Raw genomic sequence first — 14,651 nt, forward strand, 5'->3', positions numbered from 1 at the left:
GCATCCGCTCCTGACAAGGGCTCCAGGCACGCCGGGTGCTTTCGACCGGAACGGATGCTTTCGGCCTCGGCACGCGCAATGGGCACGCAGCCCAGTAGGGCATGATCGAAGGACCATGACACTCACGCCGACGCTGGACCCGCACGCCCTCCGCGCTACCCTCGGCGACAGCGTCGAACCGGATGCCGTCTACGAAGCGTTCAGCGAGTGGGTCACGTCCACAGGCATCCGGATGTACCCGGCACAGGACGAAGCGCTCATCGAGATCGTCTCGGGGCAAAACCTGATCCTCAGTACCCCGACGGGCACCGGCAAGTCTCTTGTTGCCGTCGGCGCGCACTACTCAGCCCTTGTCGCCGGCAAACGCAGCTTTTACACAGCGCCGATCAAGGCCCTCGTGAGCGAGAAGTTCTTCGCGCTCGTCGACATCTTCGGTGCAGCGAACGTCGGAATGATGACCGGGGACTCCTCGGTGAACGCCGACGCCCCGATCATCTGCTGCACAGCCGAGATCCTCGCCAACCTCGCGCTCCGCAACGGGGACGATACTGAAGTCGATCAGGTGGTGATGGACGAGTTCCACTTCTACGCGGACCCCGAGCGCGGTTGGGCCTGGCAGGTCCCGTTGCTCAGCCTGCCGCGTGTGCAGTTCGTGCTCATGTCGGCGACCCTCGGCGACGTGACGGCGCTCGCCGAAGACCTCTCGAGGCGTACCGGTCGGGAGACCGCGCTGGTCACCGGGGTCGAACGCCCGGTGCCGCTGCACTTCTACTACGAGACCACGCCGATTCACGAGACCGTCGATGAGCTGCTCACCACTGGCCAGGCCCCGGTCTACATCGTGCATTTCTCGCAGGCCGCCGCGATGGAGCGCGCTCAGTCGATGTCGAGCATGAAGGTAGCGACCCGCGAGCAACGGGATGCCATTGCCGAACTGATCGGCGAATTCCGGTTCACGACGAGCTTCGGCAAGACCCTCTCCCGGCTGATCCGCGCCGGGATCGGCGTGCACCACGCCGGCATGTTGCCGAAGTACCGGCGCCTCGTCGAGCAACTCGCCCAGCGCGGCTACCTGCGCGTCATCTGCGGCACAGACACGCTCGGTGTCGGAATCAACGTTCCGATCCGCACCGTGCTGTTCACCGCGCTGACCAAGTACGACGGAACGAAGATGCGCCAGCTCAAGGCGCGGGAGTTCCACCAGATCGCTGGACGTGCCGGTCGCGCAGGCTTCGACACCGCAGGCACCGTCGTCGTGCAGGCGCCTGAGCACGAGACCGAGAACCTCAACGCCATCAAGAAGGCGGGGGACGACCCCAAGAAGAAACGCAAGATCATCCGCAGGAAGGCACCGGATGGCTTTGTCTCGTGGGGCGAACCGTCATTCCAGCGCATCGTCGCCGCTGAACCCGAGACGCTGACGTCGAGCATGCAGATCACCTCGGCGATGCTCATCAACGTGATCGGCCGTGGGGGAGACGTCTACCGGCACGTACACGACCTCGTCTTCGACAACCACGAACCGTTCACACGCCAGCTCGAGCTCGCTCGCCGCGCCCTTGGCATCTACCGCACCCTGCGCGAGTCGGGGATCGTCGAGCAGTCGGCAGACGGAACCATCCGGCTCACCGTCGACCTGCAGCCGAACTTCGCCCTCAACCAGCCGCTCTCGCCGTTCGCTCTCGCCGCATTCGATCTGCTCGACCCCGAAGATCCGAGCTACTCGCTCGACATGGTCTCCATCGTCGAGGCCACGCTCGATGACCCGCGTGCCGTGCTCAGCCAGCAGCAGTTCCTCGCCCGAGGAGAAGCCGTTGCCGCAATGAAGTCCGAGGGGATCGAATACGACCAGCGGATGGAACTCCTCGAGCAGGTCACCCACCCGAAACCGCTCGACGAACTCCTCACTGTGACCTTCGAGACCTACAGCGCCGCCCAGCCGTGGATCCGCGACTTCGACCTCAACCCCAAGTCCGTCGTGCGTGACATGTACGAGCGCGCCATGTCGTTCGGCGAGTTCATCGCCTTCTACAAGCTCGCCCGCTCCGAGGGCGTCGTGCTCCGTTACCTGTCCGACGCCTATCGGGCTGCGCGGCAGACCATTCCGGACGACGCGAAGACCGAGGACCTCCTTGACCTCATCGAGTGGCTTGGTGAACTGGTTCGGCAGGTGGACTCGAGCCTTCTCGACGAGTGGGAGGAGCTCAGCCACCCCGATGCGCAGAAGCACGCCGAACACGCACACGACATCGTGCCGCCGGCACCGAAGCGGCTCAGCGGCAATGTGCGCGCTTTCCGCATCCTCGTCCGCAATGAACTCTTCCGGCGCGTGCAACTCGCCGCCCTCGAGGATTACGACGCCCTCGGTGAGCTCGACGCGGCATCCGGACTCGATGCCGATCGTTGGGCGGACTCTCTCGACCCCTACTTCGGGCAGCACGACCAGATCCTCACCGGCCCGGACGCGCGCAGTTCAGCTCTGCTGATCCTCGACGAGAGCGGCCCGATATGGACAGCGCGCCAGATCTTCGACGATCCGGCCGGTGATCACGACTGGGGATTCAGCGCCGAAATCGACCTGGCAGAATCCGATGAGCAGGGTGTCGCCGTCGTCACCGTCACCGGGGTCAACGCGCTCTAGCGTCCTGGCCCGATTCGCGGATGCCGCCGGCAACCCGCTACAGTCGGGGAATGGCTACCTCGAACATCAGTGTTTCCGCACAGGGCATCGCCCCGTGCGCACTGCGTCGACGCCGTAACACCTCAGAGCGACGATAGGCGACGCTGGGCGAACTGTGCAGGGCACGGTTCCGAGAAGCGCCGCCAACCTCTCCCCGATCGTCATTCTCATTAAGGTAGAGCCATGTCTTTCTCTGTAGCCGTAGCCGGAGCATCCGGTTATGCGGGGGGCGAGCTGCTGCGACTGCTCGCAGCGCACCCCGACTTCGACATCCGCACGGTCACCGCGCACTCCAACGCCGGGCAACCACTGGCATCCGTCCAGCCACACCTGCGCTCCCTCGCGCACCTCACCCTCACCGAGACCACACCCGAGAACCTCGCCGGTCACGACGTCGTCTTTCTGGCGCTGCCGCACGGCAAATCCGGTGAGGTCACCGCTGGCCTGGACCCGGCGACCCTCGTCGTCGACTGCGGGGCAGACCACAGGCTCACAAGCGAAGAGGCCTGGGCCGCCTTCTACGGCGGCGACTACTTCGGGTACTGGCCGTACGGCGTGCCCGAACTGATCGTCGGACCGGGTGGTGCCCGACAGCGCGACAACCTCGTCGGCGCAAAACGGATCGCTGCCCCCGGCTGCAACGCAAGCACCGTTGCCCTGTCACTCGCTCCCGGCATCGCCGCCGGCGTCATCGAGGCGACAGACATCGTGTCCGTTCTCGCTGTCGGGCCTTCCGGTGCAGGCAAGGCGCTCAAGACCAACCTGCTTGCCGCAGAAATCCTCGGCTCGGCGAATCCGTATGCCGTCGGGGGCACCCACAGGCACATCCCCGAGATCGTCCAGGGGCTGCGCGGCGCGGGGGCGACAGAAGTGAGCATTTCGTTCACCCCGGTGCTCGTGCCGATGTCGCGCGGGATTCTCGCCACCTCGACCGCGCGTATCGTTCCTGGGACCAGCGCGGATGCCGTCCGTGCCGCCTGGTACGACGCCTACGACCGCGAAACCTTCGTCCAACTGCTCCCGGCCGGTGAGTTCCCACGCACCGCCGACGTGCTCGGAGCAAACACCATGCTCATGGGACTCGCCGTCGACGAGGCCGCCGGCCGCGTCGTGATCGTCACCGCGGTCGACAACCTCGCCAAGGGCACCGCCGGTGCCGCCATCCAGTCCGCCAACATCGCCCTCGGTCTCGAGGAGTCAACCGGCCTTCCGGTGAACGGAGTCGCACCATGACCGTGACAGCAGCACAGGGATTCGAAGCAGCGGGCATCGCCGTCGGTCTCAAGGCGTCAGGCGGCAAGGACCTCGCCCTCGTCGTCAACCGTGGACCGCGCGCTGCCGCTGCCGCCGTCTTCACGAGCAACCGCGCTCTCGCCAACCCCATCATCTGGTCGAAGCAGGTCATCGCCGACGGAACGGTGTCGGCGATCGTTCTCAACTCGGGGGGAGCCAACTGCTTCACCGGCTCCGAAGGTTTCCAGACCACCCACGCGACAGCAGAGGCCGTCGCAGAGGTGCTCGGTGTTTCAGCGGGCGATGTGCTCGTGTGCTCCACAGGACTCATCGGAGAACAGCTCGACCGCGAGAAGCTGCTGCCGGGCGTCTCCACCGTCGCCGCCCAGCTCAGCGCTGACGGCGGTGCGGATGCCGCCGACGCGATCCTCACCACAGACAGCCACCCGAAAACCGCCGTCTTCGAGGGCGACGGCTGGGTGATCGGCGGAATGGCCAAGGGCGCGGGAATGCTCGCACCAGGGCTCGCCACCATGCTTGTCGTGCTGACCACGGACGCCAACCTCGCCTCGGACCAGCTTGACCGTGCTCTGCGCTCCGCCACCCGGGTCAGCTTCGACCGCCTCGACTCGGACGGCTGCATGTCGACCAATGACCAGGTCACGGTTCTCGCCTCTGGCGCATCCGGCGTCGAGCCGCATGCCGACGCGTTCGCTGCCGGACTTCGGGAGATCTGCCTCGATCTGGCGCGCCAGCTGCAGGCGGATGCCGAAGGCGCCTCACACGACATCACCATCGAGGTCGTCGGAGCAGTGACCGAGGACGACGCGGTCGAAGTCGGTCGCTCCGTCGCCCGCAACAACCTGTTCAAAGCCGCCGTTTTCGGCAACGATCCCAACTGGGGCCGCGTTCTCGCGGCGATCGGCACGACGTCTGCGCCGTTCGACCCGTACGCGGTCGACGTGTCGATGAACGGCATCCGGGTCTGCCACGCCGGCGCTCCCGATCAGTCCCGCGACCTCGTCGACCTCACCGGACGGGCGGTCCACGTGCTCATCGACCTGCACGAAGGCCAGCAGTCCGCCACCATCCTGACCAACGACCTCACGCACGACTACGTGCATGAGAACAGCGCGTACTCGAGTTAGATCATGCCAACAGTCATCCCCGCATCCACTGCCGACGCGATAGCGAAGGCCTCCGTGCTCATCGAGGCGTTGCCCTGGCTCAAGCGCTACCACGGCGCCATCGTCGTCGTGAAGTTCGGCGGAAACGCCATGGTCAGCCCCGAATTGACCAGCGCGTTCGCCGAAGACATGGTTTTCCTCCGCCACGCGGGTCTGAAACCGGTTGTCGTGCACGGCGGCGGACCGCAGATCTCCGCCCGGCTCACCGAGCTCGGCATCGCCAGCGAGTTCCGAGGCGGCTACCGGGTGACCACTCCCGAAGCCATGACCGTCGTCCGCGACGTGCTCCGTGGAGAAGTGAATCAGCACCTGGTCGCCCTCATCAACGAGCACGGCGACTTCGCCATCGGTTTCAGCGGTGAGGACTCCGGCCTGTTCACCGGCCAGCGCCGCGGCGTCGAGGTCGACGGAGAAACCGTCGACCTCGGACTCGTCGGTGACGTCGTCTCCGTCGATCCGCACGCCATCCACGCGGCCATCGACGCGGGCCGTATCCCGGTGATCTCGTCTATCGCCCCCGACGGTGACGCACCCGGTCAGGTGCTCAACGTGAACGCAGACGCAGCGGCATCCGCCCTTGCCGTCGCCCTCGATGCCGACAAGTTCCTCATCCTCACCGACGTGGCCGGGCTGTACAGCGACTGGCCGAATCGCGAGTCGCTCGTCTCGGTCATCACGACGACCGAGCTGCGCGACCTGCTGCCGTCTCTCGAATCCGGGATGATCCCCAAGATGACGGCCTGCCTCGAAGCCGTCGACGGAGGCGTGCTCAACGCGGCCATCATCGACGGTCGGCTCGAACATTCGATCCTGCTCGAGGTCTTCACCCAGCGAGGCATCGGAACCCAGGTTGTGGAGGACGCAGCATGACCGAATGGCACACGCAGTCATCCGCAGACATGATGCGCGTCTTCGGTGAACCACAAGCGCTCCTCGTGCGGGGTGCGGGCTGCAGCGTCTGGGACGCCGACGGTGTGGAATACCTCGACTTCCTCGGCGGCATCGCCGTCAACGCGCTCGGGCACGCTCACCCGGCGATGGTCGCAGCGATCTCGAAGCAGGCTGCTGAACTCATCCACATCTCGAACTACTTTGTCAGCCCTCCGCAGCTCGAACTCGCGGCCAGGCTGAAGCGCCTCAGCGGTGCAGGGACGAGCGGGCGGGTGTACTTCGCCAACTCGGGTGCCGAAGCCAACGAGGCAGCGTTCAAACTTGCGCGGCTGAACAACGGTGGGGGGCGTCGTACGCGGATCCTCGCCCTTCACAACTCGTTCCACGGACGTACCATGGGGGCGCTTGCCCTCACCGGCAAACCGTCGATCCAGGAGGACTTCGCTCCGCTCCCAGCTGGTGTCGAGCACATCGACAGCACGATCGAAGCCCTCGAGGCAGCGATGGACGATACCGTGGCCGCCGTGATCGTGGAGCCGATCAAGGGCGAGGCCGGGGTGATCGAGCTCCCGGACGGTTACCTCACCCGGGCGCGAGACCTCGCCACCCGGCACGGCGCCCTTCTCATCCTCGACGAGATCCAGACCGGCACCGGTCGGACCGGGTACTGGTTCGCCTACCAGCGCGAGGGTATCGTTCCGGATGCCATCACTCTCGCGAAGGGCATGGGCGGCGGTTTCCCGATCGGTGCTCTCGTGACCTTTGGCGCGGCATCCGATCTCTTCACGCCGGGGAAGCACGGCAGTACGTTCAGTGGCAATCCGCTCGCGACGGCGACAGCCAATGCTGTGCTCGCGGAGATCGAGGATGCCGGTCTCGTCGACAATGCGCGCGTGCGCGGTGAGCAGCTCCGCGAGCTCGTGCTCGGGATCGGCTCGCCGCTTATCACCGAGGTGAGAGGCCGGGGTCTCCTCCTCGGCATCGGCCTGAGCAGGCCGGTGGCAAACGACCTTGTGCGCGCCGCGCTCGACGTCGGACTCATCATCAACGCGCCCAACCCGCACACCATCAGGCTCGCGCCGCCGCTCATCGTCGGAGACGACGAGCTGCAGCTCTTCGAGCAGCGCTTCCGTGCCGCCCTCGCCGCTCTCGCGCCGGGCGGCTCCCCGAACGAAGGAATCCAGTGACCAGACACTTTCTGCGCGACGACGACCTCAGCCCTACCGAGCAGTCCGAGATCCTCGACCTCGCTCTCGAGCTGAAGAAGGACCGTTTCTCGCGGCGCCCCCTCGAGGGCCCGCAGACTGTCGCGGTCATCTTCGACAAGTCATCGACCCGTACCCGGGTGTCGTTCGCCGTCGGCATTGCCGACCTCGGCGGTGTTCCTCTCATCATCTCCACGGCCTCGAGCCAGCTCGGCGGCAAAGAAACGGCAGCAGACACCGCGCGCGTTCTCGAGCGCCAGGTCGCTGCGATCGTCTGGCGCACCTACGGTCAGGCCGGCCTGGAAGAGATGGCACAGGGCACGACGATTCCCGTCGTCAATGCACTGTCTGACGAATTTCACCCGTGTCAGCTGCTCGCGGACCTCCTCACCATCCGTGAGCACAAGGGCGACCTGGCCGGCCTTACGCTCACCTTCGTCGGAGACGGCGCCTGCAACATGGCCCAGTCCTACCTGCTGGCAGGCACTACCGCCGGCATGCACGTGCGAATCGCGTCGCCCGAAGGCTTCACACCGAACCCCACCGTCGTCGCGGATGCCACCGCGATCGCGGCGACCACCGGTGGGTCCGTCGCCCTGTTCGCCGATGCCCGCGAGGCAGCGCGGGGGTGCGACATCCTCGTCACCGATACCTGGGTGTCGATGGGCAAAGAAGAAGAGAAGGCCGCTCGTGTCGCCGTTCTCGGCCCATACAGGGTCGATGCCACAATGATGGGGCTGGCTCAGCCGGATGCCCTCTTCATGCACTGCCTCCCGGCTGACCGCGGCTTCGAGGTCACGGCAGACGTCATCGACGGACCGCAGTCCATCGTCTGGGACGAGGCAGAGAACCGCCTCCACGCCCAGAAGGCGCTGCTCGTCTGGTTGCTCGAACGCGCCTGACATCCGCCCCCGCGGCACATCACTACACTTAAAAATCACTGCAAATCAAGGAGAAGATCTTCATGGCGGAACGCGTCGTACTCGCATACTCGGGCGGCCTCGACACCTCGGTGGGAATCGGCTGGTTGAAGGATGCCACAGGCAAGGAGGTCGTCGCGCTCGCGATCGACGTCGGCCAGGAGGGCGAAGACATGGAGGTCATCCGCCAGCGCGCACTCGACTGCGGTGCAGTGGAGTCCGTCGTCGTCGACGCCCGTGAGGAGTTCGCCAGCGACTACCTCATGCCGGCACTCAAGGCGAACGCCCTGTACCAGAAGCGCTACCCGCTCGTGTCTGCTCTGAGCCGTCCGCTCATCGCCAAGTACCTGGCGTCGACGGCAAAGGAGCTCGGCGCCAACAGCGTCGCCCACGGCTGCACCGGCAAGGGCAACGACCAGGTCCGGTTCGAGGCGGCCGTCGCTGCGCTCGCTCCCGACCTCACGAGCATCGCTCCTGTACGCGACCTTGCGCTCACCCGCGACAAGGCGATCATCTACGCGGAGCAGCACAACCTGCCGATCGCCCAGTCGAAAAAGAGCCCGTACTCCATCGACCAGAATGTCTGGGGCCGCGCGGTCGAGACCGGATTCCTCGAAGACCCGTGGAACGCCCCGGTCGAGGACCTCTACACCTACACGAAGAACCCCGCGGATGCCGGTGCGCCGACCGAGGTCGTCATCACATTCGACCAGGGCATCCCCGTCGCATACGACGGCACATCGATCACGCCGCTGCAGGCCGTCGAGCTCATGAACCGGATCGCCGGCGACCAGGGTGTCGGGCGCATCGACATCGTCGAGGACCGCCTCGTTGGAATCAAGAGCCGTGAGGTGTACGAATCCCCGGCCGGCATCGCCCTGATCACCGCTCATGAAGAACTCGAGAACATGACGATCGAGCGCGACCTCGCGCGCTACAAGCGCACCGTCGAATCGAAGTGGGCAGAGCTGGTCTACGACGGTCTCTGGTTCTCCGGTCTGAAGAAGGCCCTCGATGTGTTCATCGACGAGACGCAGAAGCACGTCTCCGGTGACATCCGCCTCAAGCTGCACGCCGGAAGCGCTGTCGTCACCGGCCGGCGCAGTGACTCGAGCCTCTACGACTTCAACCTCGCCACCTACGACACCGGTGACACCTTCGACCAGTCGCTGGCCAAGGGGTTCATCGAGCTGTGGTCGCTGCCGAGCAAGATCTCGGCCCGCCGCGACGCCGGTCAGGAGTAGAGCATGTCGGGTGACGCGAATCGGGCGAAAGAAGCCGGCGCACTCTGGGGCGGCCGCTTTGCGACGGGTCCGTCACCCGAGCTCTCTCGGCTGAGCAAGTCGACCCAGTTCGACTGGCAGCTGGCGGCGTATGACATCGCCGGTTCGAGGGCGCACGCGAAAGCGCTCGCGGCTGCCGGCTACCTTGCCGAACCCGAGCTCGTCGCGATGCTGGATGCGCTCGACCGCCTCGACGCCGACGTGGCATCTGGGGAGTTCACTGCGGCGGAGTCCGATGAAGACGTGCACTCCGCACTCGAGCGCGGGCTCATCGAACGCGCCGGTGTCGATCTCGGTGGCAAGCTCCGCGCCGGCCGCAGCCGCAACGACCAGATCGCGACGCTGGTGCGGCTGTACCTGCTGGATCACTCCCGGCTCATCGGTCATCTCGTCGTGCAGCTCATCGACGCGATCGCCTCGCAGGCCGAGGCGCACGGCGACGCTCCGATGCCAGGGCGCACCCACCTGCAGCACGCCCAGCCGGTGTTGCTCGCGCACCACCTGCTCGCTCATGCCTGGCCGCTCGTCCGTGACCTGGAACGTCTCGCCGACTGGACGAAGCGGGCATCCGTGTCACCGTACGGCTCAGGCGCTCTCGCCGGGAGCTCGCTCGGTCTCGATCCCCAGCTCGTGGCATCCGAACTCGGGCTCGATCGCCCGACCGAGAACTCGATCGATGCGACCGCCAGCCGCGATGTCGTCGCCGAGTTCGCGTTCGTCACGGCGATGATGGGGATCAACCTGTCGCGCTTCGCCGAGGAGATCATTCTCTGGAACACGCGTGAGTTCGACTTCGTCACGCTCGACGACGGCTATTCGACAGGTTCGAGCATCATGCCGCAAAAGAAGAACCCGGACATTGCTGAGCTGGCTCGCGGTAAAGCGGGGCGGCTCATCGGCAATCTCACCGGCCTGCTTGCGACGCTCAAAGGGCTGCCGCTCGCCTACAACCGTGACCTGCAGGAAGACAAGGAGCCGGTCTTCGACACCGTCGAGCAGCTCGAAGTTCTGCTACCCGCGTTCACCGGGATGGTCGCCACCCTGCGTTTCAACACCGAGCGGATGGCTGAGCTGGCCCCTCAGGGATTCTCCCTCGCCACCGATGTGGCCGAGTGGCTGGTCAAGCAGGGCGTCTCGTTCCGTGACGCTCATGAGATCTCCGGTGAACTCGTTCGCCACTGTGAAGAGCGCGACCTCGAGCTTCACGAGCCATCCGATGCCGACCTGGCCGCCCTGTCGCCTCACCTGGCACCGGCGGTGCGAGAGGTCCTCACCGTCGCCGGTTCGATCGGGTCGCGCACAGGCGCAGGCGGCACAGCGCCCGAACGTGTCGCCGAACAGCGGATCGCGCTCACCACGCGGGTCCGCCACCTGTCTCAGGCGCTTGCGGGCTGAGCCGCGGTGACCGGCCGCATCGACCGGGCGTTCCTCGAGCGTCCGTCGCTCGAGGTCGCGCCGACGTTGCTCGGCGCGGTGCTCAGCCACACGACGGATGCCGGAACCGTCGCGGTGCGCATCACCGAGGTCGAGGCTTACGTAGGGCAGGGCGTTGATCCGGGTTCGCACGCGTTCCGCGGAAAGACCGCGCGCAACGCGAGCATGTTCGGCGAGCCAGGACATCTGTACTGTTACTTCACCTATGGGATGCACGTCTGCGCGAACGTCGTCTGCTCGCCAGATGGCGAAGCATCCGGGTGCCTGATCCGGGCCGGTGACGTGGTTGAAGGGATCGACCTCGCGCGGAGCCGCCGCGTCACCTCGAAGAGCGACCGTGATCTCGCGCAGGGGCCCGCCCGACTCGTCGTCGCCCTCGGTATCAGCCTCACCGATGACGGAAGCGACCTGTTCGCTGCGCCGTTCTCCCTCGAGGGTACGACCACGTCCGTCGAGCACGCGACCGGGCCGCGAACCGGCCTCGCCGGGGGAGCGGAGTTGCCGTGGCGATTCTGGATTCCGGGAGAGCCGAGTGTCTCGCCGTACAAGAAGCATCCAAAGGCTTGACCGGAACCGATCGGGCGCGGTTGGCTGAGAGCATGGCTATCGTAGAGCATTTCGAGATCCCCGCTGATGACATGGACCGAGCGAAGGCGTTCTACGGAATGATCTTCGGCTGGTCGATGACCGACTGGGATGCTGAGAACACGATGATCGACAAACCGGATGCCGGCGGCATCGGTGGCGACATCCACAAACGAAACGTGGTGCCACATCCCACCGTGGTGATCAGCGTGGACGACATCGATGCGACGCTGGCTCTCGTCGAGGCTCACGGCGGCAAGCGGATCGGTGAGATCCAAACGCTTACCGACACCGACCGTTACGCGTACTTCTCCGATAGCGAGGGCAACATCGTGGGGTTGTTCGACTCGACCGAGTGATCGCGCTCGGGCCGGAGTGGTGCTGCGGCGTTGCTCAGCTCAACGCGAAATGGAACAGCGCAGCGCTCGACCCCGCCCAGACCAGGCTGGCGAATGTGCCGATGATGAAGCGCTCACGCGCTTCGGGAGCTTCGAGCTCGGTGAAGCGACCGACGCCTTTGATCGCGATGATGACGGCGATGGCTTCGGGAAAGCCGGCCATCAGCGTGCTGGCGACAGCGAACCGTTCCAGGTAACCGATTGTCCGCCCGCCGCGGAGCACCTCGTGCTGTTCTCCGGCGGTTGCCCGGACGGCGCCCTTCGCTGTGCGGCTCGGTTCGGTCACGATGATGCCGCCGAACAGACCGGGGCGCACGAGACCGCGCGTCGCGAGTTTGAGTACGTAACTCGTCGCGATCCCGCCGCCGAGTACGGCGATCGCGAGCGAGAGCAGACCGACGACGAGAGTGACGCCGAGCGGCGATGCGGGAGACGGAATCGAGACAAGTACGAGATCCACGGCGAGGAGCCCGGCGGCGATCGTGATGATCCGGTGGCGACGACGCCAGTGCGCGATGCCGATCGTCGCCAGGCAGCCGACGGCCAGAAGGATCACGGCCACCCAGTAGAGCGTGATCGGCAGTGCGCCGGTGATCGGGCTCACAGTTTTCTCCTTGCCGCGTCGCGTCAGTCGGTCGGTGTTGTCTCGGCGGTACCGGTGAAAGCCGAATCCGCCGAGCGGTTGATCGTGTCGAGAAGCCTAACAAGGGCCTCAGACGATGCCCGCTCGACACGGATGCCGGCCGCGCGGGCGCGCAAACTGGCAGCGCCTGCCGTGATTCCGAGTCGCTCGGCCGATTCCGACTGGGTGAGTCCCGAGCTGAGCAGGTCGTACAGTTCCCAGCCCCCGGCCGTTCGCCGTTCGCGGAGGACGAGCAGCAGGGAGATGAGCGCCTCGACGTCCGATCCGCGGATGCCGTTGCCGCTCTCGGCATCCCCGTCGTCGCCCGCGCGGGTCAGCGCGAACCGCGTCGGTGCCTTCTTCGCGCGAGTGACGGCATCCCGGGCCGCGAAGAACGCCTCACCGGTGGCCTCCCTCGTGGCGCGGGGGAGTGGGAGCTTCGCCTGGCCGACCCCGACACCGATGCTCCAGGACTCCTCGCGCGAGAGTTCGAGCAGTACCCGGAGCGTGTCCTCGGCTGTGTCTGGCAGCATCTGGATCTCGTCACCCGCGGTCCGATCGGCGGGGAGCGCGAGAGACGGCCCCTCTCGCGCGTTCAGCCGATCCAGGGTCGACGCGACCCGGTCGGCCTGATTCCTGCTGTCGATCTGGTCGGCGGTGATGACGAACATGGCTTCCTCTCGGTTTAGGCTGTAGACCCAACTCAATCAATATTAGGTAAAAACCTAAAGTAGGTCAAGAGTGAGGGCAGGGGCTCACATTCGATGAACCGCACGTCTCTCAAGGGGCAGGCACGCGCTGATACTGTTGCTCTCGTGTTCCAGCCCACGCTTCAAGCCCAGTCCAATGACCCGTCGTTCGAGGACATCTGGGAGGAGATCGTGTGGCGGGGGCTCGTCCACGTCTCGACCGATGCCGCTGAACTCAAGACACTGCTGGCGGGCCCGCCGATCACCTACTACTGCGGGTTCGATCCGACCGCACCCAGCTTGCACCTCGGCAACCTCGTGCAGATCCTCGTACTTCGTCGACTTCAGCTCGCCGGCCACAAGCCGCTTGGACTCGTCGGGGGATCGACCGGATTGATCGGTGACCCGCGGCCCACCGCCGAGCGCACACTGAACACCCCGGAGACCGTGGCCGAATGGGTCGGTTACCTCCAGGGTCAGGTCTCCCGGTTTCTCAGCTTCGAGGGCGACAACGCCGCGCGCATGGTCAACAACCTGGACTGGACAGGGCAGCTTTCTGCGATCGACTTCCTCCGGGATGTCGGCAAGTACTTCCGCGTCGGCACCATGCTCAAAAAGGATGCCGTCAGCGCGCGCCTCAACTCGGACGCAGGTATCAGCTACACCGAATTCAGCTACCAAGTGCTCCAGGGCATGGACTTCCTCGAGCTGTACCGCAGCTACGACTGTGTGCTGCAGACCGGTGGCAGTGACCAGTGGGGCAACCTGACCAGCGGCACCGATCTGATCCACAAGGCCGAGGGCACAAGTGCGCACGCCATCGGTACCCCGCTCATCACGAATGCCGACGGCACCAAGTTCGGCAAGAGCGAGGGCAACGCTGTCTGGCTCAACCCTGAGATGACGAGCCCGTACGCCTTCTACCAGTTCTGGCTCAACTCCGACGACGCCGACGTGATCGCTCGGCTGAAGGTCTTCACCTTCCTCACACGTGCCGAGATCGGTGAGCTCGAAGACGCGGTCGCGCGTGAACCCTTCCGTCGTGAGGCACAGAAGCGGTTGGCCTGGGAAGTCACCTCGCTCGTGCACGGCGCCGAAGCAACGGATGCCGCGATCGCCGCGTCCGCTGCCCTGTTCGGGCAAGGGGAGCTGGAGAGCCTCGACGCCGACACCCTCGTCGCCGCGCTCCGGGAACTGCCGCACACGACCGCGCCGTCGGGGACACTCATCACGCAGCTTCTCGTCGACACCGGGCTCACGTCGAGTGTCGGAGAAGCCAGGCGGGCGATCGCCCAGGGCGGCGTCTACCTGAACAACGCCAAAGTCGATGGTGAATCCGCCGTGCTCGACGTCACGCTCGCCGGGGGAGTGGCGGTCCTCAGGCGCGGTAAGAAGACCCTCGCCGGCGTGTTTCCCGCCTGAGATCGGGCGACACGCCCGGCGTGCGACCGCAATTTGCGGGGCATCCGGGATGTGCGTAAAGTAATCACTCGTCACCCCAAAGGTGCGGCAGAGCGGAACAGC

The 14,651-nt window shown here is 65.7% G+C and carries 13 protein-coding genes; 11 read left to right on the forward strand and 2 right to left on the reverse strand.

Annotated features, from left to right (window positions below; translation table 11 throughout):
* Positions 1-115: 115 nt before the first annotated feature.
* The 10 genes from IWX78_RS14200 (at position 116) to IWX78_RS14245 (ending at position 11,777) form a co-directional block, all read left to right on the forward strand.
* On the forward strand, positions 116-2,641 hold the full coding sequence (locus tag IWX78_RS14200) for a DEAD/DEAH box helicase (RefSeq protein ID WP_196834265.1): 2,526 nt from the start codon (positions 116-118) through the stop codon (positions 2,639-2,641).
* A gap of 222 nt (positions 2,642-2,863) precedes the next feature.
* Positions 2,864-3,913, forward strand: coding sequence for an N-acetyl-gamma-glutamyl-phosphate reductase (argC, locus tag IWX78_RS14205; protein ID WP_196834267.1), 1,050 nt, complete (start codon positions 2,864-2,866; stop codon positions 3,911-3,913).
* A complete protein-coding gene (gene argJ / locus IWX78_RS14210) occupies positions 3,910-5,061 on the forward strand; it encodes a bifunctional glutamate N-acetyltransferase/amino-acid acetyltransferase ArgJ (RefSeq protein WP_196834269.1) in 1,152 nt (383 codons plus the stop codon). Before argC ends, argJ begins: the two co-directional genes overlap by 4 nt.
* A 3-nt stretch (positions 5,062-5,064) precedes the next feature.
* Positions 5,065-5,970: an acetylglutamate kinase gene (gene argB / locus IWX78_RS14215; RefSeq protein WP_196834271.1), complete on the forward strand. Its 906-nt coding sequence runs from the start codon at positions 5,065-5,067 to the stop codon at positions 5,968-5,970.
* Positions 5,967-7,178, forward strand: a complete 1,212-nt coding sequence (locus tag IWX78_RS14220; protein ID WP_196834273.1) for an acetylornithine transaminase — start codon at positions 5,967-5,969, stop codon at positions 7,176-7,178. Before argB ends, IWX78_RS14220 begins: the two co-directional genes overlap by 4 nt.
* Positions 7,175-8,098 carry an ornithine carbamoyltransferase gene (gene argF, locus IWX78_RS14225; RefSeq protein WP_196834275.1) on the forward strand — a complete coding sequence of 308 codons (924 nt, stop codon included), beginning with the start codon at positions 7,175-7,177 and terminating at the stop codon, positions 8,096-8,098. The genes IWX78_RS14220 and argF overlap by 4 nt, the downstream gene beginning before the upstream one ends.
* A gap of 62 nt (positions 8,099-8,160) precedes the next feature.
* The gene (locus tag IWX78_RS14230) at positions 8,161-9,360 is read left to right on the forward strand and encodes an argininosuccinate synthase (RefSeq protein ID WP_196834277.1); all 1,200 of its coding nucleotides are present in this window, start codon (positions 8,161-8,163) and stop codon (positions 9,358-9,360) included.
* A 3-nt stretch (positions 9,361-9,363) separates the two neighbouring features.
* On the forward strand, positions 9,364-10,794 hold the full coding sequence (gene argH / locus IWX78_RS14235; RefSeq protein WP_196834279.1) for an argininosuccinate lyase: 1,431 nt from the start codon (positions 9,364-9,366) through the stop codon (positions 10,792-10,794).
* A gap of 6 nt (positions 10,795-10,800) precedes the next feature.
* Positions 10,801-11,400: a DNA-3-methyladenine glycosylase gene (locus IWX78_RS14240; protein ID WP_196834281.1), complete on the forward strand. Its 600-nt coding sequence runs from the start codon at positions 10,801-10,803 to the stop codon at positions 11,398-11,400.
* A 32-nt stretch (positions 11,401-11,432) separates the two neighbouring features.
* A complete protein-coding gene (locus IWX78_RS14245; protein WP_196834283.1) occupies positions 11,433-11,777 on the forward strand; it encodes a VOC family protein in 345 nt (114 codons plus the stop codon).
* A 34-nt stretch (positions 11,778-11,811) separates the two neighbouring features.
* Here the strand turns inward: IWX78_RS14245 and IWX78_RS14250 are convergent, their stop codons facing one another.
* Positions 11,812-12,420 carry a hypothetical protein gene (locus IWX78_RS14250; protein ID WP_196834285.1) on the reverse strand — a complete coding sequence of 203 codons (609 nt, stop codon included), beginning with the start codon at positions 12,418-12,420 and terminating at the stop codon, positions 11,812-11,814.
* 23 nt (positions 12,421-12,443) lie between these two features.
* Positions 12,444-13,109 (reverse strand): DNA-binding protein, encoded by a 666-nt coding sequence (locus tag IWX78_RS14255; protein ID WP_196834287.1) that lies wholly within the window; start codon positions 13,107-13,109, stop codon positions 12,444-12,446.
* Positions 13,110-13,202: 93 nt separating this feature from the next.
* On the opposite strand from IWX78_RS14255, the gene tyrS reads away from it, so the two are divergent.
* The gene (gene tyrS, locus IWX78_RS14260; protein ID WP_196834289.1) at positions 13,203-14,549 is read left to right on the forward strand and encodes a tyrosine--tRNA ligase; all 1,347 of its coding nucleotides are present in this window, start codon (positions 13,203-13,205) and stop codon (positions 14,547-14,549) included.
* The last annotated feature ends 102 nt before the right edge of the window (positions 14,550-14,651 follow it).

The organism is Mycetocola sp. CAN_C7 (assembly GCF_015752285.1).
In the GTDB taxonomy this organism is placed as follows: domain Bacteria; phylum Actinomycetota; class Actinomycetes; order Actinomycetales; family Microbacteriaceae; genus Mycetocola_A.